The 14552-nt window shown below is 71.2% G+C and carries 14 protein-coding genes; 3 read left to right on the forward strand and 11 right to left on the reverse strand.

Annotated features, from left to right (window positions below; translation table 11 throughout):
- The first annotated feature begins 5 nt into the window (after window positions 1–5).
- Window positions 6–206 carry a DUF1918 domain-containing protein gene (locus tag ACFWBD_RS13140; RefSeq protein WP_020132326.1) on the forward strand — a complete coding sequence of 67 codons (201 nt, stop codon included), beginning with the start codon at window positions 6–8 and terminating at the stop codon, window positions 204–206.
- Window position 207: 1 nt separating this feature from the next.
- Here the strand turns inward: ACFWBD_RS13140 and ACFWBD_RS13145 are convergent, their stop codons facing one another.
- Window positions 208–1428 carry a glycoside hydrolase family 10 protein gene (locus ACFWBD_RS13145; RefSeq protein WP_385666369.1) on the reverse strand — a complete coding sequence of 407 codons (1221 nt, stop codon included), beginning with the start codon at window positions 1426–1428 and terminating at the stop codon, window positions 208–210.
- 182 nt (window positions 1429–1610) lie between these two features.
- Here ACFWBD_RS13145 and ACFWBD_RS13150 point away from each other — a divergent pair, with 182 nt between their 5' ends.
- Entirely contained in the window at window positions 1611–2483 is an 873-nt protein-coding gene (locus ACFWBD_RS13150; protein WP_307162312.1) for a 3-hydroxybutyryl-CoA dehydrogenase, read from the forward strand.
- A 123-nt stretch (window positions 2484–2606) separates the two neighbouring features.
- On the opposite strand, the gene ACFWBD_RS13155 is transcribed toward ACFWBD_RS13150, so the two are convergent.
- From ACFWBD_RS13155 to infC, 9 genes are all read right to left on the reverse strand, one after another.
- The gene (locus tag ACFWBD_RS13155) at window positions 2607–3143 is read right to left on the reverse strand and encodes an NUDIX hydrolase (RefSeq protein ID WP_385666371.1); all 537 of its coding nucleotides are present in this window, start codon (window positions 3141–3143) and stop codon (window positions 2607–2609) included.
- Between the two features lie 150 nt (window positions 3144–3293).
- Window positions 3294–4634, reverse strand: a complete 1341-nt coding sequence (locus ACFWBD_RS13160) for a transcriptional regulator (RefSeq protein ID WP_385666373.1) — start codon at window positions 4632–4634, stop codon at window positions 3294–3296.
- 845 nt (window positions 4635–5479) lie between these two features.
- Window positions 5480–8002 carry a phenylalanine--tRNA ligase subunit beta gene (gene pheT / locus ACFWBD_RS13165; RefSeq protein WP_385666375.1) on the reverse strand — a complete coding sequence of 841 codons (2523 nt, stop codon included), beginning with the start codon at window positions 8000–8002 and terminating at the stop codon, window positions 5480–5482.
- Entirely contained in the window at window positions 8002–9123 is a 1122-nt protein-coding gene (gene pheS, locus ACFWBD_RS13170) for a phenylalanine--tRNA ligase subunit alpha (protein WP_356254873.1), read from the reverse strand. The genes pheT and pheS overlap by 1 nt, the downstream gene beginning before the upstream one ends.
- A 151-nt stretch (window positions 9124–9274) precedes the next feature.
- Window positions 9275–10414 carry an ATP-binding protein gene (locus ACFWBD_RS13175; RefSeq protein ID WP_385666376.1) on the reverse strand — a complete coding sequence of 380 codons (1140 nt, stop codon included), beginning with the start codon at window positions 10412–10414 and terminating at the stop codon, window positions 9275–9277.
- 53 nt (window positions 10415–10467) lie between these two features.
- Window positions 10468–11328: a TrmH family RNA methyltransferase gene (locus tag ACFWBD_RS13180; protein ID WP_385666378.1), complete on the reverse strand. Its 861-nt coding sequence runs from the start codon at window positions 11326–11328 to the stop codon at window positions 10468–10470.
- A gap of 105 nt (window positions 11329–11433) precedes the next feature.
- Window positions 11434–11817, reverse strand: coding sequence for a 50S ribosomal protein L20 (gene rplT / locus ACFWBD_RS13185; RefSeq protein WP_319094073.1), 384 nt, complete (start codon window positions 11815–11817; stop codon window positions 11434–11436).
- Between the two features lie 96 nt (window positions 11818–11913).
- A complete protein-coding gene (gene rpmI, locus ACFWBD_RS13190) occupies window positions 11914–12108 on the reverse strand; it encodes a 50S ribosomal protein L35 (protein WP_006607578.1) in 195 nt (64 codons plus the stop codon).
- Between the two features lie 108 nt (window positions 12109–12216).
- Entirely contained in the window at window positions 12217–12990 is a 774-nt protein-coding gene (infC, locus tag ACFWBD_RS13195) for a translation initiation factor IF-3 (protein WP_385666553.1), read from the reverse strand.
- Window positions 12991–13362: 372 nt separating this feature from the next.
- Between infC and ACFWBD_RS13200 the strand changes: the two genes are divergently transcribed.
- Window positions 13363–13740, forward strand: a complete 378-nt coding sequence (locus ACFWBD_RS13200) for a DUF1844 domain-containing protein (RefSeq protein WP_385666379.1) — start codon at window positions 13363–13365, stop codon at window positions 13738–13740.
- 9 nt (window positions 13741–13749) lie between these two features.
- Here the strand turns inward: ACFWBD_RS13200 and ACFWBD_RS13205 are convergent, their stop codons facing one another.
- Window positions 13750–14481 (reverse strand): SseB family protein, encoded by a 732-nt coding sequence (locus ACFWBD_RS13205; RefSeq protein WP_385666381.1) that lies wholly within the window; start codon window positions 14479–14481, stop codon window positions 13750–13752.
- Between the last annotated feature and the right edge of the window lie 71 nt (window positions 14482–14552).

Consider the following 14552-nt stretch of genomic DNA (forward strand, 5'->3'; position numbering starts at 1 on the left):
CGCAGATGCGCGCAACCAAGGGCGACCAGTTCGTCCAGCACGGCAGGGTGGTCGGCCAGCACGACAAGGTCGGCGAGATCGTAGAGGTCATGGGCCAGGGAGGAAATCCCCCGTACCGCGTCCGCTTCACGGACGGGCATGTGGGCGTGTGCTCGCCCGGCCCCGACACCGAGATCCGTCACAGGACGGCCGAGGAACAGCGGTAGATCAGCGCGGGGGCTCCGCCGGCTGGCGGTAGTGGTCGGCGACCACCCGCGCCATCGCCCCGATCCGGTCCGTCCGCACGTCCTTGGCGGCGAAGAAGACATGCCCGCGCACCTGGGGGTGAGCGGCGGCCAGATCCAGGTGGTCCGACAGCTCGGCCGGGTTCTGCCAGGCCGCGGGCTGCGCCGGGTCGCCCGCCCGGTACAGGGCCTCGCCGAGGTAGAGGCGGGTGCGGCTGCCCTTCGCCACCTCCGACCACCAGGGCACGAGCTTGGCGTAGTCGGCGACCGACAGCCCGATGTTCCAGTAGAGCTGTGGGACGACGTAGTCGATCCAGCCCTCCCGTACCCACTTACGGGTGTCCGCGTGGATGTCGTCGTACGACTGGAGCGCCCGGGTGTCCGAGCCGCGCGAGTCGGTGGAGGCGTTGCGCCACACCCCGAAGGGGCTGATCCCGAACTGGGTGCCGGGCCGTACCGCCTTGATCCGGGCGGCCGTCTCCAGCACCAGCCGGTCGACGTTGTCGCGCCGCCAGGCCGCCCGGCTGGGGAAGGCGCCGCCGTAGGTGTCGTACGCGGCCCCGTCGTCGAAGGTCTGGCCGGCCACCGGGTACGGATAGAAGTAGTCGTCGAAGTGCACGGCGTCCAGGGGGTACTTCTTCACGGCGTCGAGGATCGCGTCCTGGACGAAGGCGCGGACCTCGGGCAGGCCGGGGTTGTAGTAGAGCTTCCCGCCGAACGAGATCACCCACTTCGGGTGCCTGCGCGCGGGGTGGGAGGCGACGAGCTTCGAGGGGTCGTCATGGGTCGCGACCCGGTAGGGGTTGAACCAGGCGTGCAGCTGCAGGCCGCGCGCATGCGCCTCCGTGACGGCCGTGCCCAGCGGGTCCCAGCCCGGTGACCTCCCCTGGGTGCCGGTGAGGACCTGCGACCACGGCTCGTACGGGGAGGGCCACAGCGCGTCCGCAGTGGGCCGCACCTGGAAGATCACCGTGTTGAGCCGCCGGCGCACCGCCAGGTCGAGCATGGCGATCAGTTCGGCGCGCTGCGCGGCGGCGGTCAGGCCTGGGCGGGACGGCCAGTCGCGGTTGGAGACGGTCGCCAGCCACATCCCCCGCATCTCGGTCGCCGCCCGCCGTTCCCCCACGGGAGCGGCGACCGCGCCCGTCGTGGTGAACGTCGACAGCGCTGCCAGCGCGAACGCCCGCCGGGTCAGTCGCCCCATCGCACACATCCCCACACACTCTGCGGATCCGCTCGGTCACGGATCGTCTCGCGCTCCAGCATGCCTCCACCCCGACGATCGATCATCGATACTTGCTAGTAACGTGCACGATCGGAGCAGGGCGGCCGGAACCCGGCAGACCTGCCCCTGCCATCTGAGTCAGCGCGGCGAAAGGGACTGATGTGACGGGCACCCCAGCGGGAGATCTCTCACGGGTCGGAGTGGTGGGCTGCGGCCAGATGGGAGCGGGCATCGCAGAGGTCTGCGCCCGCGCCGGTCTCGACGTCAAGGTCGCCGAGACCACCGGCGAAGCCCTGGAGATCGGCCGTACCCGGCTGTTGAACTCCCTGGCCAAGGCCGCCGAGCGCGGCAAGATCTCCGAGGAGGAGCGGGACGCCACCCTCGCGCGCCTCAGCTTCACCACCGATCTCGGCGAGTTCGCCGACCGTGATCTGGTCATCGAGGCCGTGGTCGAGAACGAGCAGGTCAAGACCGAGATCTTCCAGGTCCTCGACCAGGTGGTGACCCGTCCGGACGCGATCCTCGCCTCGAACACCTCCTCCATCCCGCTGGTGAAACTGGCGGTCGCCACCTCACGGCCCGACCATGTCGTCGGCATCCACTTCTTCAACCCGGCTCCGGTGCAGCAGCTCGTCGAGCTGATCCCGGCGCTGACCACCTCCGAGGGCACGCTCAGCCGGGCTCAGCTGTTCGCCGAGAAGGTGCTGGGCAAGCACGCGATCCGCGCCCAGGACCGGTCCGGCTTCGTCGTGAACGCGCTGCTGATCCCCTATCTGCTCTCCGCGATCCGGATGTTCGAGACGGGCATCGCCAGCCGCGAGGACATCGACAACGGCATGGAGATGGGCTGCGCCCACCCGATGGGTCCGCTGAAGCTGTCCGACCTGATCGGCCTGGACACCGTCGCCTCGGTGGCGCAGAGCATGTACGACGAGTACAAGGAGCCGCTGTACGCCGCTCCCCCGCTGCTCCAGCGCATGGTCGACGCGGGCCGGCTGGGCCGCAAGACCGGCTCGGGCTTCTACGCCTACTGATCACCCACCGTGTTCCTCACGGGCCCGGCGCTCCTCGGAGTGCCGGGCCCGCGGCATTCACACACCGTGTGGCCCTGGGAGCGCTGGTCGCGACGGTCTGGCAGGCGCTGGCCCACTGACCTGCTAGCCCTGGGCGAGCCTGACGTGGTGCAGCAGCATCAACGCGGCCGCCATGTTGGCGGCCGGGACCTCCCCCCGGGCGACCAGGTCGGGAACGACCTTGAGGGGAACCCATTCCCGGCGGTCCGACTCGAAGTCGTCCACCGGGTGTCCCACGTACTCCCCGTGGTCCGACCAGTAGATGTGATGGACGGCGTCGGTGAGCCCGTTGGACGGCTCCACGCTCATCAGGTGGTGCAGCGGCCCCGGCCGCCAGCCGGTCTCCTCCTCGAGCTCCCTGGCGGCCGCGCGGGCGATGTCCTCGCCGTCTTCCACGACTCCCGCCGCGAGCTCCCATCCCCAGCTGTCGGTGATGAAGCGGTGGCGCCAGAGCAGGAGAACCTCGTTGGCCCGGTTCACGACTGTCGCGACCGCTACCGGCCTCAGCCGTATGAGGAAGTGGTCGAGGTGCCGGCCGTCCGGCAGCTCCACATCTGCCAGGTTGACGCTGAACCAGCGGTTTTCATACACAGTTTGTTCGTTCTGTTTCGTCCACTGCACGGTTCTGCCACCTTCCGTCGAGTGAGTGGCAATATCGCAGCAGGAACTATGCAGCGTCGGCGTAGCTGCCGGTGTCGGCGCCCGCAGAGGTGTCGTGACGGTGTCGGTGATCGGTGGTGGGATACCCCGCCGTGCCCCGCCGTGCCCCGCCTACAGCGGTACGCGCAGTGCCCCGTCGATGAGTTCGGCCGCCTCGGCCGTGCCCGCGCAGCCGCTGCGCACCAGGTGTTCGCGCACCGCCCGGAGTCTGTCGCGCAGGCGCTGGGACTCCATTCCCCGGGCCTGTTCGGCCATCTGCACCGCGGTGACCACCGCCTTGTCGGTGTTCCCCTGGCGCAGTTCGATCGTGCTGAGCATGGCGAGCCGGTGCACCCGCCCCCGGTCGTGCGCCGGGGTGTCGACGGCGGCCGCGGCGTGCTCGGCGGCGGCGGCGAGGTCGCCGAGGCTGAGCAGCGCCTCCGCCACCTGGACGTTGACCAGGCCCGGTTGGACATAGCCGGTCTCGTCGGGCTCGTGTCCGCGCCGGATGCGATCGGCGGCGGTCTCGGCACGCCGGATGCACGACAGGGCGCTCGTGCCGTCGCCGAGGTGGGCGTACGCCTTGGCCTGCATCGCGTACAGGTCGGAGGCGAGGGCGGGCGTGATGTGCCGGCCCGCGGCCCGCAGCGCGGCCTCCGCGAAGGCGACGGCCTGCCGGTACTCCCGCATGAACAGCGACTGGTTGACGAGGAGGGCGATCACGTACGCCCCGAGTCCCCGGTCCCCACTGGCCTTTGCCAGTCGGAGCGCCTGGTGGAAGTAGCGCTGGGCCAGGCCGTGCGCGTCCGCGTCATAGGCGCAGATCCCGGCGACCGCGACCAACCCGCCGGTGGCCCGGTGCACTTGACGGCCCGTCTCGTCGGTGTAGCCGCCGCGCAGCAGGGGCGCCGCCTCCGCGTTCAGGAAGCCGACGATACGGCTGCGGGTCGCGATGCCGCCGGCCTTGCGGTACATCTGCTCGTAGTGGGCGCGGGCGGCCCGCAGCATCTCGAGGTCGGCCGAGGTGACACGGTGCCGGCCGCCCCGGGAGACGTCGACGTCCTCCGGCGGGTTCTCCCACTCCCACACCGGCATCACGGCCGGCGTGCCGGTGACGGCGGGCGCCCCCAGGAGGTGCGGGCGCTGCTGCTCGTCGGAGCGCCACAGGGCGGTGGCCCGCTCGACGAAGCCGGAGAGCGAGGTGCCGTGCGGGCCGGCCGGTTCGCCCGGCACGCCGAGGCCGATGTCGTCGAGGGTGACGGGCCGGTGCAGCCGCCCGGCGAGCACCTCGCAGATCAGGTCGGGCACCTGGCCCCGCGGCCGTTGGCCCTTCAGCCACCGGGCCACCGCCGTGTGCTCGTACCGCAGCGCGAGTCCGCGGGCCCGTCCGGCCTGGTTGACGTGGGCGGCGAGGCCCGCGTGCGAGACGCCCGCCTCGTCCAGGATCGCGTCGAGCAGAGTGTTGGGCTGCATGGGTGCCCCCCGGTGCCTCGGTGCCGTCAGAGTAGTGGGTTGGTCCTCACACGGGGTGTGAACGGAGTACGCGCATTCGCAGGGTGCGCGCGCTGTCGCGGAGCGTTCCCGGCCGGTTGACTGGAATGCCTCGCGAGAGGTTCGCCGGGCCGTCCGCTCCCCCTCATAAAGCGACGGCCCGGCGACTCGCTCGGCGGGTCGGGCCGGGCACCACAGGTGCGTTGTCGGCTGCGGATGTGTGGTGGCTGGTCGCGCCCGCGCGACGGAGCCGCTGATGTCACTGCCCCGCGCCCCCCGGGGGGCTGAACCCGCGTCCGTTCTCCAGCACCAGTAGATCGATGTCGTCCGTCGGTCCGCCTGCCGTGTGCCGTAGGAGTGCGGCCCAGGATCGTGCGCAGGATCTGCCGGGGTGACACGGGACGGTCGTGAGCCGCCTTGGTGAGCGCCTCCGGCAGGGAGAGGAACCTGCCCCGTGCCTCCCTCGCGTCCTCGGCGCCGTCCGTGAACAGGACCACGGACTCACCCCGGAGCGGCTGACCGCAGGGCAGGGGCGACACTTCGGCCGGCAGGGGGATCGGGGCCAGGGGCGGAAGGGGATCCGCCCGCGACATGGGTATGTCGTTGGTCAACATGTCGTTGGTCCCCCGTCCAGGCCCCCGACAACGCAGAACGGACCGGCCCCGAAAGGCCGGTCCGATTCTGTCGAGGTCCTGGCCCGGATGGACCGGTTCGCCTCGGATTGCCACTCGGACGAGTGAAGAAACCCAGGGGCGCGGGGAACTGCGCGGCCGGCCACGACGGAGTCGCAGCCGGCCGGGAACCGAAGCTCCCCCGACGCCCAACCGCTAACCGCGCAGAACCGCTCCCGTACGCTCGCCCGCCAGGGCGACCGCCGCGTCCCTCGCGGCCGACGCCTCGTCGACGGTCAGCGTCCGGTCGTCCGCGCGAAAGCGCAGCGCGTACGCGAGCGACTTCCGCCCGTCGCCGAGCTGCTCCGCGTTCTCGTACACGTCGAACAGCCGAATTGCCTCCAGCAGTTCACCCGCGCCTTCGCGCAGCGCGGCCTCGACCTCGGCGTGCGGGACGAACCTGTCGACGACGAGGGCGACGTCCTGCGTGGCCACCGGGAACGCCGAGATGCTCGGCGCCTGGGGCGTGTCATCGCCGACCTGCTCCAGGACGTCCAGGTCCAGCTCCATCGCGGAGGTGCGCGAGGGCAGCCCCAGTGCCTTCAGGACCCGCGGGTGCAGCTCACCGGCATGGCCGACGACACGCTCGGCGCCGTCGACGACGACCAGGAGCTCGGCGCACCGGCCCGGGTGCCACGGCCCGTACTGCCCACCGCGGACGACCAGATCGGCCCCGGCCTCACGGGCGACGGCACGCGCCGCCTCGACGGCGTCGGCCCAGTCCGCCGGACGGCCCTTGCCCCACCAGCCGGCCTGCTCGCGGGCGCCCGCGAGAACGGTGGCGACATGGCGCGGCTGCGCGGGCAGCACGGCGTCCAGCGACGCGATCTCCTCGTCGGTGGGACGGCGGTCGACGGGCAGGTGTCCGGCGACGCGCTGCTCCTCCTGCGGGAGGAACACCAGCCCGGTCTCGAAGAGCGCCAGGTCGTGCGAGCCCCGGCCGTCGTTGCGGCGCAGGGCGGCCAGCAGGCCCGGCAGCAGCGACGTACGGAGCGCGGGCTCCTCGTCGTTGAGCGGGTTGGTGAGCTTCACGACACGGCGGGCCGGGTCGTCGGCGTCCAGGCCGAGCTGGTCGAAGACCTGCTCGGCGATGAACGGGTGGTTCGGCGCCTCGACGTAGCCGGAGCCGGCCAGCACGCGGCCGACGCGGCGGTGGAGACGCTGGCGGTGGGTGAGACCGCGGCCCGAGGGCGGCCTGGGCAGCGTGGAGGGCAGGTTCTCGTAGCCCTCCAGCCGGATGACCTCCTCCGCCAGGTCGTTGGCCTCGGCGAGGTCGGGCCGCCAGGACGGGACGGTGACGATCAGCTCGTCCTGCCCGTACACGTCGCAGCCGATCTCCTGGAGGCGGCGGACGACGGTCTCACGGCCGTACTCCACGCCCGCGACCTTGTCCGGGTGGTCGGCCGGGACGCTGATCGTGTGCGGGGCGGACGGGGCGATGATCTCCGTGACGCCCGCGTCGGCCGTACCGCCCGCGAGCAGGACCAGCAGGTCGACCGTGCGCTGCGCGGCGGCCGCCGCGGCCTGCGGGTCGACACCGCGCTCGAAGCGCCTGGACGCCTCGGAGGACAGCTTGTGCCGGCGGGCCGTACGCGCGATCGACACCGCGTTGAAGTGGGCGGCCTCGATGACCACGTCGGTCGTCGGGGCGCCCCCGTTCCCGGCGGCCTCGTGATCGGCGATCTCGGTGTTCGCGCCGCCCATGACACCTGCGAGGCCGATGGGACCGCGGTCGTCGGTGATCACCAGGTCCTCGGCGTGCAGCTCGCGCGTCACCCCGTCGAGGGTGACGATCCGCTCGCCCTCCCCGGCCCGGCGCACGCCGATGGTGCCCTGGACCAGCGAACGGTCGTAGGCGTGCAGCGGCTGGCCGATCTCCGTCATCACGTAGTTGGTGATGTCTACGGCGAGCGAGATCGGACGCACGCCGACCTTCTGGAGCCGGCGCTTCAGCCAGATCGGGGAGCGCACCTCGGGGCTCAGACCGGTGACGGTGCGGGCGGTGAAGCGGTCGCAGCCCATCGGCTCGGAGACCTGCACCGGGTAGCCGAAGGCGTTCGGCGCCGGTACGTCGATCAGCGCCGGGTCGCGCAGCGGCAGACCGTAGGCGATGGCCGCCTCACGGGCGACACCCCGGATGGACAGGCAGTCGCCGCGGTTTGCGGTGACGGCGATGTCCAGGACCTCGTCGACCAGCTCGAGCAGCTCGATGGCGTCCTTGCCGACCTCGGTCTCCGGCGGCAGCACGATGATGCCGTGGCTGCCGTCGTCGCCCATGCCCAGCTCGTCGCCGGAGCAGATCATGCCGTGGGAGGTCTTGCCGTACGTCTTGCGCGCGGCGATGGCGAAGCCGCCGGGGAGGACGGCGCCCGGGAGGACCACGACGACCTTGTCGCCGACGGCGAAGTTGCGGGCGCCGCAGACGATCTCCTGGGGCTCGCCGGTTCCGTTGGCGGTGCCGACGTCGACGGTGCAGAAGCGGATCGGCTTCTTGAAGCCCTCGAGCTCCTCGACGGTGAGCACCTGGCCCACGACGAGGGGGCCCTTGAGGTCGGCTCCGAGGGGCTCGACGGTCTCGACCTCGAGGCCCGCCGAGACGAGCTTGGCCTGCACGTCACGGCCGGTCTCGGTGGCCGGCAGGTCGACGTACTCCCGCAGCCAGGAAAGCGGGACCCGCATCAGATCTCCATCCCGAACGGCCGGGTGAACCGGACGTCACCCTCGACCATGTCTCGCATGTCTTCGACGTTGTGGCGGAACATCAGCATCCGCTCGATGCCGAACCCGAAGGCGAACCCGCTGTACTTCTCCGGGTCGACGCCGCAGGCGGCCAGCACCTTGGGGTTGACCATGCCGCAGCCGCCGAGCTCGATCCAGCCCTCGCTGGAGCAGGTGCGGCAGGGGCGGTCGGGGTTGCCGACGGACTCGCCGCGGCAGACGTAACACACCATGTCCATCTCGGCGGACGGCTCGGTGAAGGGGAAGAAGTTCGGCCGCAGCCGGGTCTTCATGCCCTCGCCGAACAGCGACTGGACCATGTGGTCCAGGGTGCCCTTGAGGTCGGCCATGGTCAGGCCCTCGTCCACGGCCAGCAGCTCGACCTGGTGGAAGACCGGGGTGTGCGTCGCGTCCAGCTCGTCGGTGCGGTACACGCGGCCGGGGCAGATCACGTACACCGGCAGCTCACGGCCGAGCAGCGAGCGGATCTGGACCGGCGAGGTGTGGGTGCGCAGCACGACACCGGACTCGGTGCCGCCCTGCGGGCCCTGCACGAAGAACGTGTCGGCCTCGCCGCGGGCCGGGTGGTCCGGGCCGATGTTGAGGGCGTCGAAGTTGAACCACTCGGCCTCGACCTGCGGGCCCTCGGCGACCTCGTAGCCCATGGCCACGAAGACGTCCTCGATGCGCTCCGACAGGGTGGTGAGCGGGTGGCGGGCGCCGGCCGGCACGCGGTCGTACGGCAGTGTGACGTCCACCGCCTCCTCGACCAGCACGCGCTGGTCGCGCTCGGCCTCCAGCTCCTCCTGACGGGCGGCGAGGGCCTTGTTCACCGCGCCCCGGGCCTGGCCGACCAGCTTGCCGGCGGCCGCCTTGGCGTGCGGGGGCAGGGCGCCGATCTCGCGGTTGGCCAGGGCCAGCGGCGACGTGCCGCCGGTGTGGGCGACCTTGGCCTCCTGGAGTGCGTCGAGGGAGTCCGCGGCGGCGAAGGCGGCGAGCGCCCCGTCCCGCATGCGCTCGATCTCTTCCGGTTTCAACGCCTCGACCTCTACCGGGTCGTACGACTTATTCGGTGCCGACATCTCTTCCCGTGCTTCCGATTGGCTGGCTGAAGGTCCCCGTCACCGACTCACGCAGAGGTCAGAGGGCCGTCCATGGGACACAAGGGTGCCAAAGGCCGAGTCTAACGGGGTGGAGGTGTGCGCATGCGCCCGCGGGCCGCCCGGCAGGTTCTCAGGTGAGATACGCCGGGACGCTCACGGGCAACGTAAATCGGAACTCGGCGCCGCCGCCGGGGGCCCGGCCGACCGTGATGATGCCGCCGTGGGCTTCGACGATGCCCTTGACGATGTACAGCCCGAGGCCCGTGCCGCCGCGCTTGCTGCCCCGCCAGAAGCGGGTGAAGACGCGGTTCATGGACTCCTCCGGGATGCCTGCGCCCTCGTCGCTCACGGTGACCGATGTGCCGGTGTCCTCTCCCTCACGGGGAGACGCGGCGGGCGTTACGTCGATCGTGACGGTTCCCTCGCCGTGGCGCACCGCATTTTCCAGAAGGTTGCTGAGCACCTGGTCGACCTTGTCGGGGTCGGCCCACAGGGCGGGCAGCGGCTGTTCGAGGCGCAGCAGGAACCGGTCGGCGGGCTGTCCGGCCGCGACGTAGGCCTGGATGTGCCGTCCCACGGCCGCGCCCATGTCGACGGGCTGGCGGCGCAGCTCCAGCCGTCCCGAGTCGATGCGCGAGATGTCGAGCAGCTCGGCGATGAGGCGGGTGACCCGGTCCGCGTCGGCGTCGACGGTCTCCAGCATCAGCCGCTTCTGGTCGTCGGTGAACCGCGACCACTTGGCGAGCAGGGTGGCGGTGAAGCCCTTGACCGAGGTGAGGGGCGAGCGCAGCTCGTGGGCGACGATGGCGATCAGCTCGGCGTGGCTGCGTTCGGTGCGGCGGCGGGCCTCCGTGTCGCGGATCGAGACGACGACCCGGCGGACCGGTCCGGTGGGTTCGCCGCGGACGTACCGCACCGTGACGAGCACCTCGCGTCCGCCCGGCAGCAGCAGGTTGCGCTCGGGCTGTCCGACCCGGATGGCGAGGCCGCCGTAGGGGTCGGTCAGCTGCCACCAGCGGCGGCCCTCGAGGTCCTCCAGCGGCAGGGCCTTCTCGAGTCGCTGTCCGAGGGCGTCGGCCGCGGCGACGGCGGTGATGCGCTGGGCGGCGGCGTTGAAACAGACGACGTGCCCGTGTTCGTCGGCGACCACGAGCCCGTCGGGCAGGTCGTCGGGGTCGATGCCGAGGCCGGCGAGGTCACCGGCCGGCCGGGGTGCGGCGGCGTCGGGACCGGTCTGCGCATCCCGTGTACCGCTCATGCCGACGCTCATTCCCCGTACCCCACCTCTCAGACGACTGAGGGGCCCCCGAGCTGGTCACCCTACTAGCTCTCGGTGACGGAGCGGCACCCTCCGGAGGCGCGCTGTGCACGGGCCGATGCATAGAGACATACGGCGGCGGCGGTCGCGAGGTTCAGGCTCTCGGCCTTCCCGTGGATCGGAACCCGCACGACGGCGTCCGCGAGGTCCCGGGTCTCCTCGGGGAGCCCCCAGGCCTCGTTCCCGAACACCCACGCCGTGGGCCCGCCCATCGTCCGCTTGTCCAGCTCGTCGTCGAGGTCGTCGTCCCCGGCGCCGTCGGCGGCGAGGATCCGTACCCCCGCGTCCTTCAGCCCGGCCACGGCCTGTTCGACGGGGACCCCGACCGCCACCGGAAGGTGGAAGAGGGAGCCCACGGAGGCGCGGACGGCCTTGGGGTTGTAGAGGTCGACGGAGGCGTCGGTCAGGACGACGGCGTCGGCGCCCGCGGCGTCCGCGCACCGCAGGACGGTGCCGGCGTTGCCGGGGTCGCGCACATGGGCCAGTACGGCCACCAGCTTCGGCCGGGCGGCGAGGATCTGCTCGAAGGGCGTGTCCAGGAACCGGCAGACCCCGACGAGCCCCTGCGGGGTGACGGTGGTGGAGATGTCCTCGATGACCTGTTCGTCGGCGAGGTGCACCCGGGCACCGGCGGCGCGGGCCTCGCCGATGATGTCGGCGTAGCGCTCCGCGGCCTCGACGGTGGCGAACAGCTCCACGAGGGTCGCGTCGCCGCCGGCCCGGTGCGCGGCCGCCTCCCGGACGGCCTGCGGCCCCTCCGCGAGGAACAGCCTCTCCTTGCCCCGGAAGTTCCGCCTGGCGAGCCGCCGGGCGGCGGAGACCCGGGGAGAGCGGGGGGAGATCAGCTCGGGGGTGGCGGAGGTCATGGGGGGTTCGCTTTCACCAGTCACTCGGGTACGGACACAGCAGGACCCGCAGGCTTCGGGAGCCTGCGGGTCCTCACGTCACGTCGGCTCGACGCCGGCGGGGCGTCACGCAGCCTTGGGCGCGTTCACGTCCGCCGGGAGGGCCTTCTGCGCGACCTCGACCAGCGCGGCGAACGCGGTGGCGTCGTTCACGGCCAGCTCGGCCAGGATCTTGCGGTCGACCTCGATGTTCGCGGCGTTCAGACCCTGGATGAAGCGGTTGTAGGTGATGCCGTTGGCGCGGGCAGCGGCGTTGATGCGCTGGATCCACAGCCGACGGAAGTCGCCCTTGCGCTTCTTGCGGTCGTTGTAGTTGTAGACCAGGGAGTGGGTGACCTGCTCCTTGGCCTTGCGGTACAGGCGCGAACGCTGACCGCGGTAACCCTTGGCGGCCTCGAGGATCGCCCGGCGCTTCTTGTGGGCGTTGACTGCCCGCTTGACGCGTGCCACTTGTTTAACTCCTTGTAGCGGGGCCGTGGTGGGACTCACACGACCCGGAATCGATGGGTCCCGGTCTGAGATCAGGCGCGCTTCGCGCGCCCGACGTCACTTGCCGAGAAGCTTCTTGATCTTCGCGGCGTCGCCCGGGGCCATCTCGGCGTTGCCGGTGAGGCGACGCGTCACGCGGGACGACTTGTGCTCGAGCAGGTGGCGCTTGCCGGCGCGCTCACGAAGCACCTTGCCGGAGCCGGTGATCTTGAAGCGCTTGCTGGCACCGCTGTGCGTCTTGTTCTTCGGCATAGCGCCGTTATCTCCTCGTCGGTGGCGTTCCGGTGCCCGGTCGTGAAACCGGGCACGGTGGAACGTCGCTGGTTATCGGTTACGTCCTCGGGACTCGCGTCCCGCGGATCACGCCTGGGCGGGAGCCTCGGCAGGGGCCTCGGCGTCAGCCTCGACCTCGACCTCGACGTCGACCTCGACGTCGACCTCGGCGTCGGCCTCGAGGTCACCCTCGGCGCCGTCCTCGAAGTCACCCTCGGCGTTCACGGCGTCGGCGTCCGCGGCGTTCTGCGAACGGCCGGGGTTGGCCTTCGCCTCGGCCTTGCGGGCTTCCTGCGCCTGGCGGGCCTCGGCCATGGCCTCGGTCTTCTTCTTGTGCGGGCCGAGAACCATGATCATGTTCCGGCCGTCCTGCTTCGGGTTCGACTCGATGAAGCCGAGGTCCTCGACGTCCGACGCGAGACGCTGCAGCAGTCGGTAGCCGAGTTCCGGCCGGGACTGCTCGCGACCACGGAACATGATCGTGATCTTGACCTTGTCGCCCTGCTTGAGGAACCGGACGACGTGACCCTTTTTGGTGTCGTAGTCGTGCGGGTCGATCTTCGGCCGGAGCTTCATTTCCTTGATGACCGTGTGCGCCTGGTTCTTGCGCGCCTCACGGGCCTTCATGGCCGACTCGTACTTGAACTTCCCGTAGTCCATGAGCTTGCAGACCGGCGGGCGAGCGCTCGCCGCCACCTCGACCAGGTCGAGGTCGTACTCCTGCGCAAGCTCCAGGGCCTTGGCCAGCGGCACGATGCCGACCTGCTCGCCACTGGGACCGACAAGTCGCACTTCGGGAACGCGAATCCGGTCGTTGATGCGGGGCTCAGTGCTGATGGATCCTCCTTGGTAGCACCACACGGCGGTCTGGCGGACGGCCGCGTAACGTCTGTGTTCGGTAGTTTTATAACCACGCCGAAGCACAAAAAATGCCCCGAACGATCACATGCGGGGCTCCAAGCACTACCGGAGCACCGCCGCAAGGATCGCGGGGCGCACTACCGGGCGACTCCATCGTCCGTACGGAACGATGGTGGCCGCCTGACCGGGGTGACCCGCCATCCCTGGGGACGGTCGGGTGGGAGTTCGGAGCCTCCACTTGTGGGCCGGATCCGCCTGCTGAGGGGCACGCGTGTCCGACCGGTCGTTACACGAGATTACCAGTCTGCGTCAGGAACGGCCAATCGAGCCTCGGTACGAGGTCCGGACCGGCCTGCGCCTATCGTGTGGGGCATGAGTGAGACCTCCCCCGCCGGCTCCGCCGAGACCCCCGGTACCCCCGACTTCGACGCGATGACCCGTGACATCGCCGAGGTCCCCGCCGTCGAGGTGATCGTGACGGTCGCCGTCAACCTGATGAGCGCCGCCGCCGTGAAGCTGGGCCTCACCGAGGAGGGCGACAAGTACAAGGACCTCGACGAGGCCCGCAAGCTGATCCACGCCCTCGCCGGCCTGCTGGACGGGAGCGCGACCGAGATCAGCTCCTTCCACGCGGCGCCGCTGCGCGACGGTCTGAAGTCGCTCCAGCTGGCCTTCCGCGAGGCGTCGATCGTCCCGGACGAGCCGGGCCAGGGCCCGGGCGAGAAGTACACGGGCCCGATCTACGGCTGAGCCGCCGGTTCAGCTCCTCACGTACAGGGGCTCGCCCGGAGGCGTCGTCCCGGCCGGCAGCAGTGCCAGGTCGAGGCCGCGCACCAGGCGGGCCCTCAGTGTCTCGTCGGCGGCGAGCCGCTCGGCCACCGCCCGGGCCGCCTCGGCGGGAACGGCCGCCGGGTCGAGGACGAGGGCGAGGGTGCCGTCCGCCCGCCCCGGCCCGAGGTGGGCGCTGAGCACCTCCGGTGCGGCGGCCACGGCGGCCCGTACCGCCGCCCGCACCGCCGGATCGGCGAGCGGGTCGGTCGAGGTACGGCCCTCGGCGAGCGCCAGCAGCGCCGGTCCCGTCAGTTCGAAGGCCACCGGTCCGGCCAGGTCGAGGACGACCGTGTCCGCCTTCTCGTGGGCGGCGGCCTGAAGCGCCTGGTGCAGGGGGACGGCGACCGGGCGGGCCTCGGGGTCCCAGCGGGCCAGGGAGTCCGTGGACGTGAAGGCCGGCAGCGCGGTGCGGGCGCCCGCCTTCAGCGTCGGCACGGCCATGTCGCTCGTCTTCTCACGGCGCAGACCCTTCTCGTCCTCCTCCACCTCGCCGAGCACGGCCACCACCGGCACGAGGAGCCTGGCGCCCGTGAGGGCCGCCAGGACCGGGCCCACGGCGGTGCGGTCCTCGGCCCAGGCGGCCAGCGCCGCGCTCAGCCGGGGGTCGGCGGAGCCGTCGTCGTCGGAGAAGCCGGAGTCGGGAATGTTCTTGTTCGCCACGGTCGTCGACCCTATCGGGGGGATGATGCCGGGCTTGTGCGGGGCCCGAAACACGGCGGTGACACCTTTCA

Origin of the sequence: Streptomyces sp. NPDC060002, from assembly GCF_042737245.1 — a bacterium.
Taxonomy (GTDB): Bacteria; Actinomycetota; Actinomycetes; order Streptomycetales; family Streptomycetaceae; genus Streptomyces.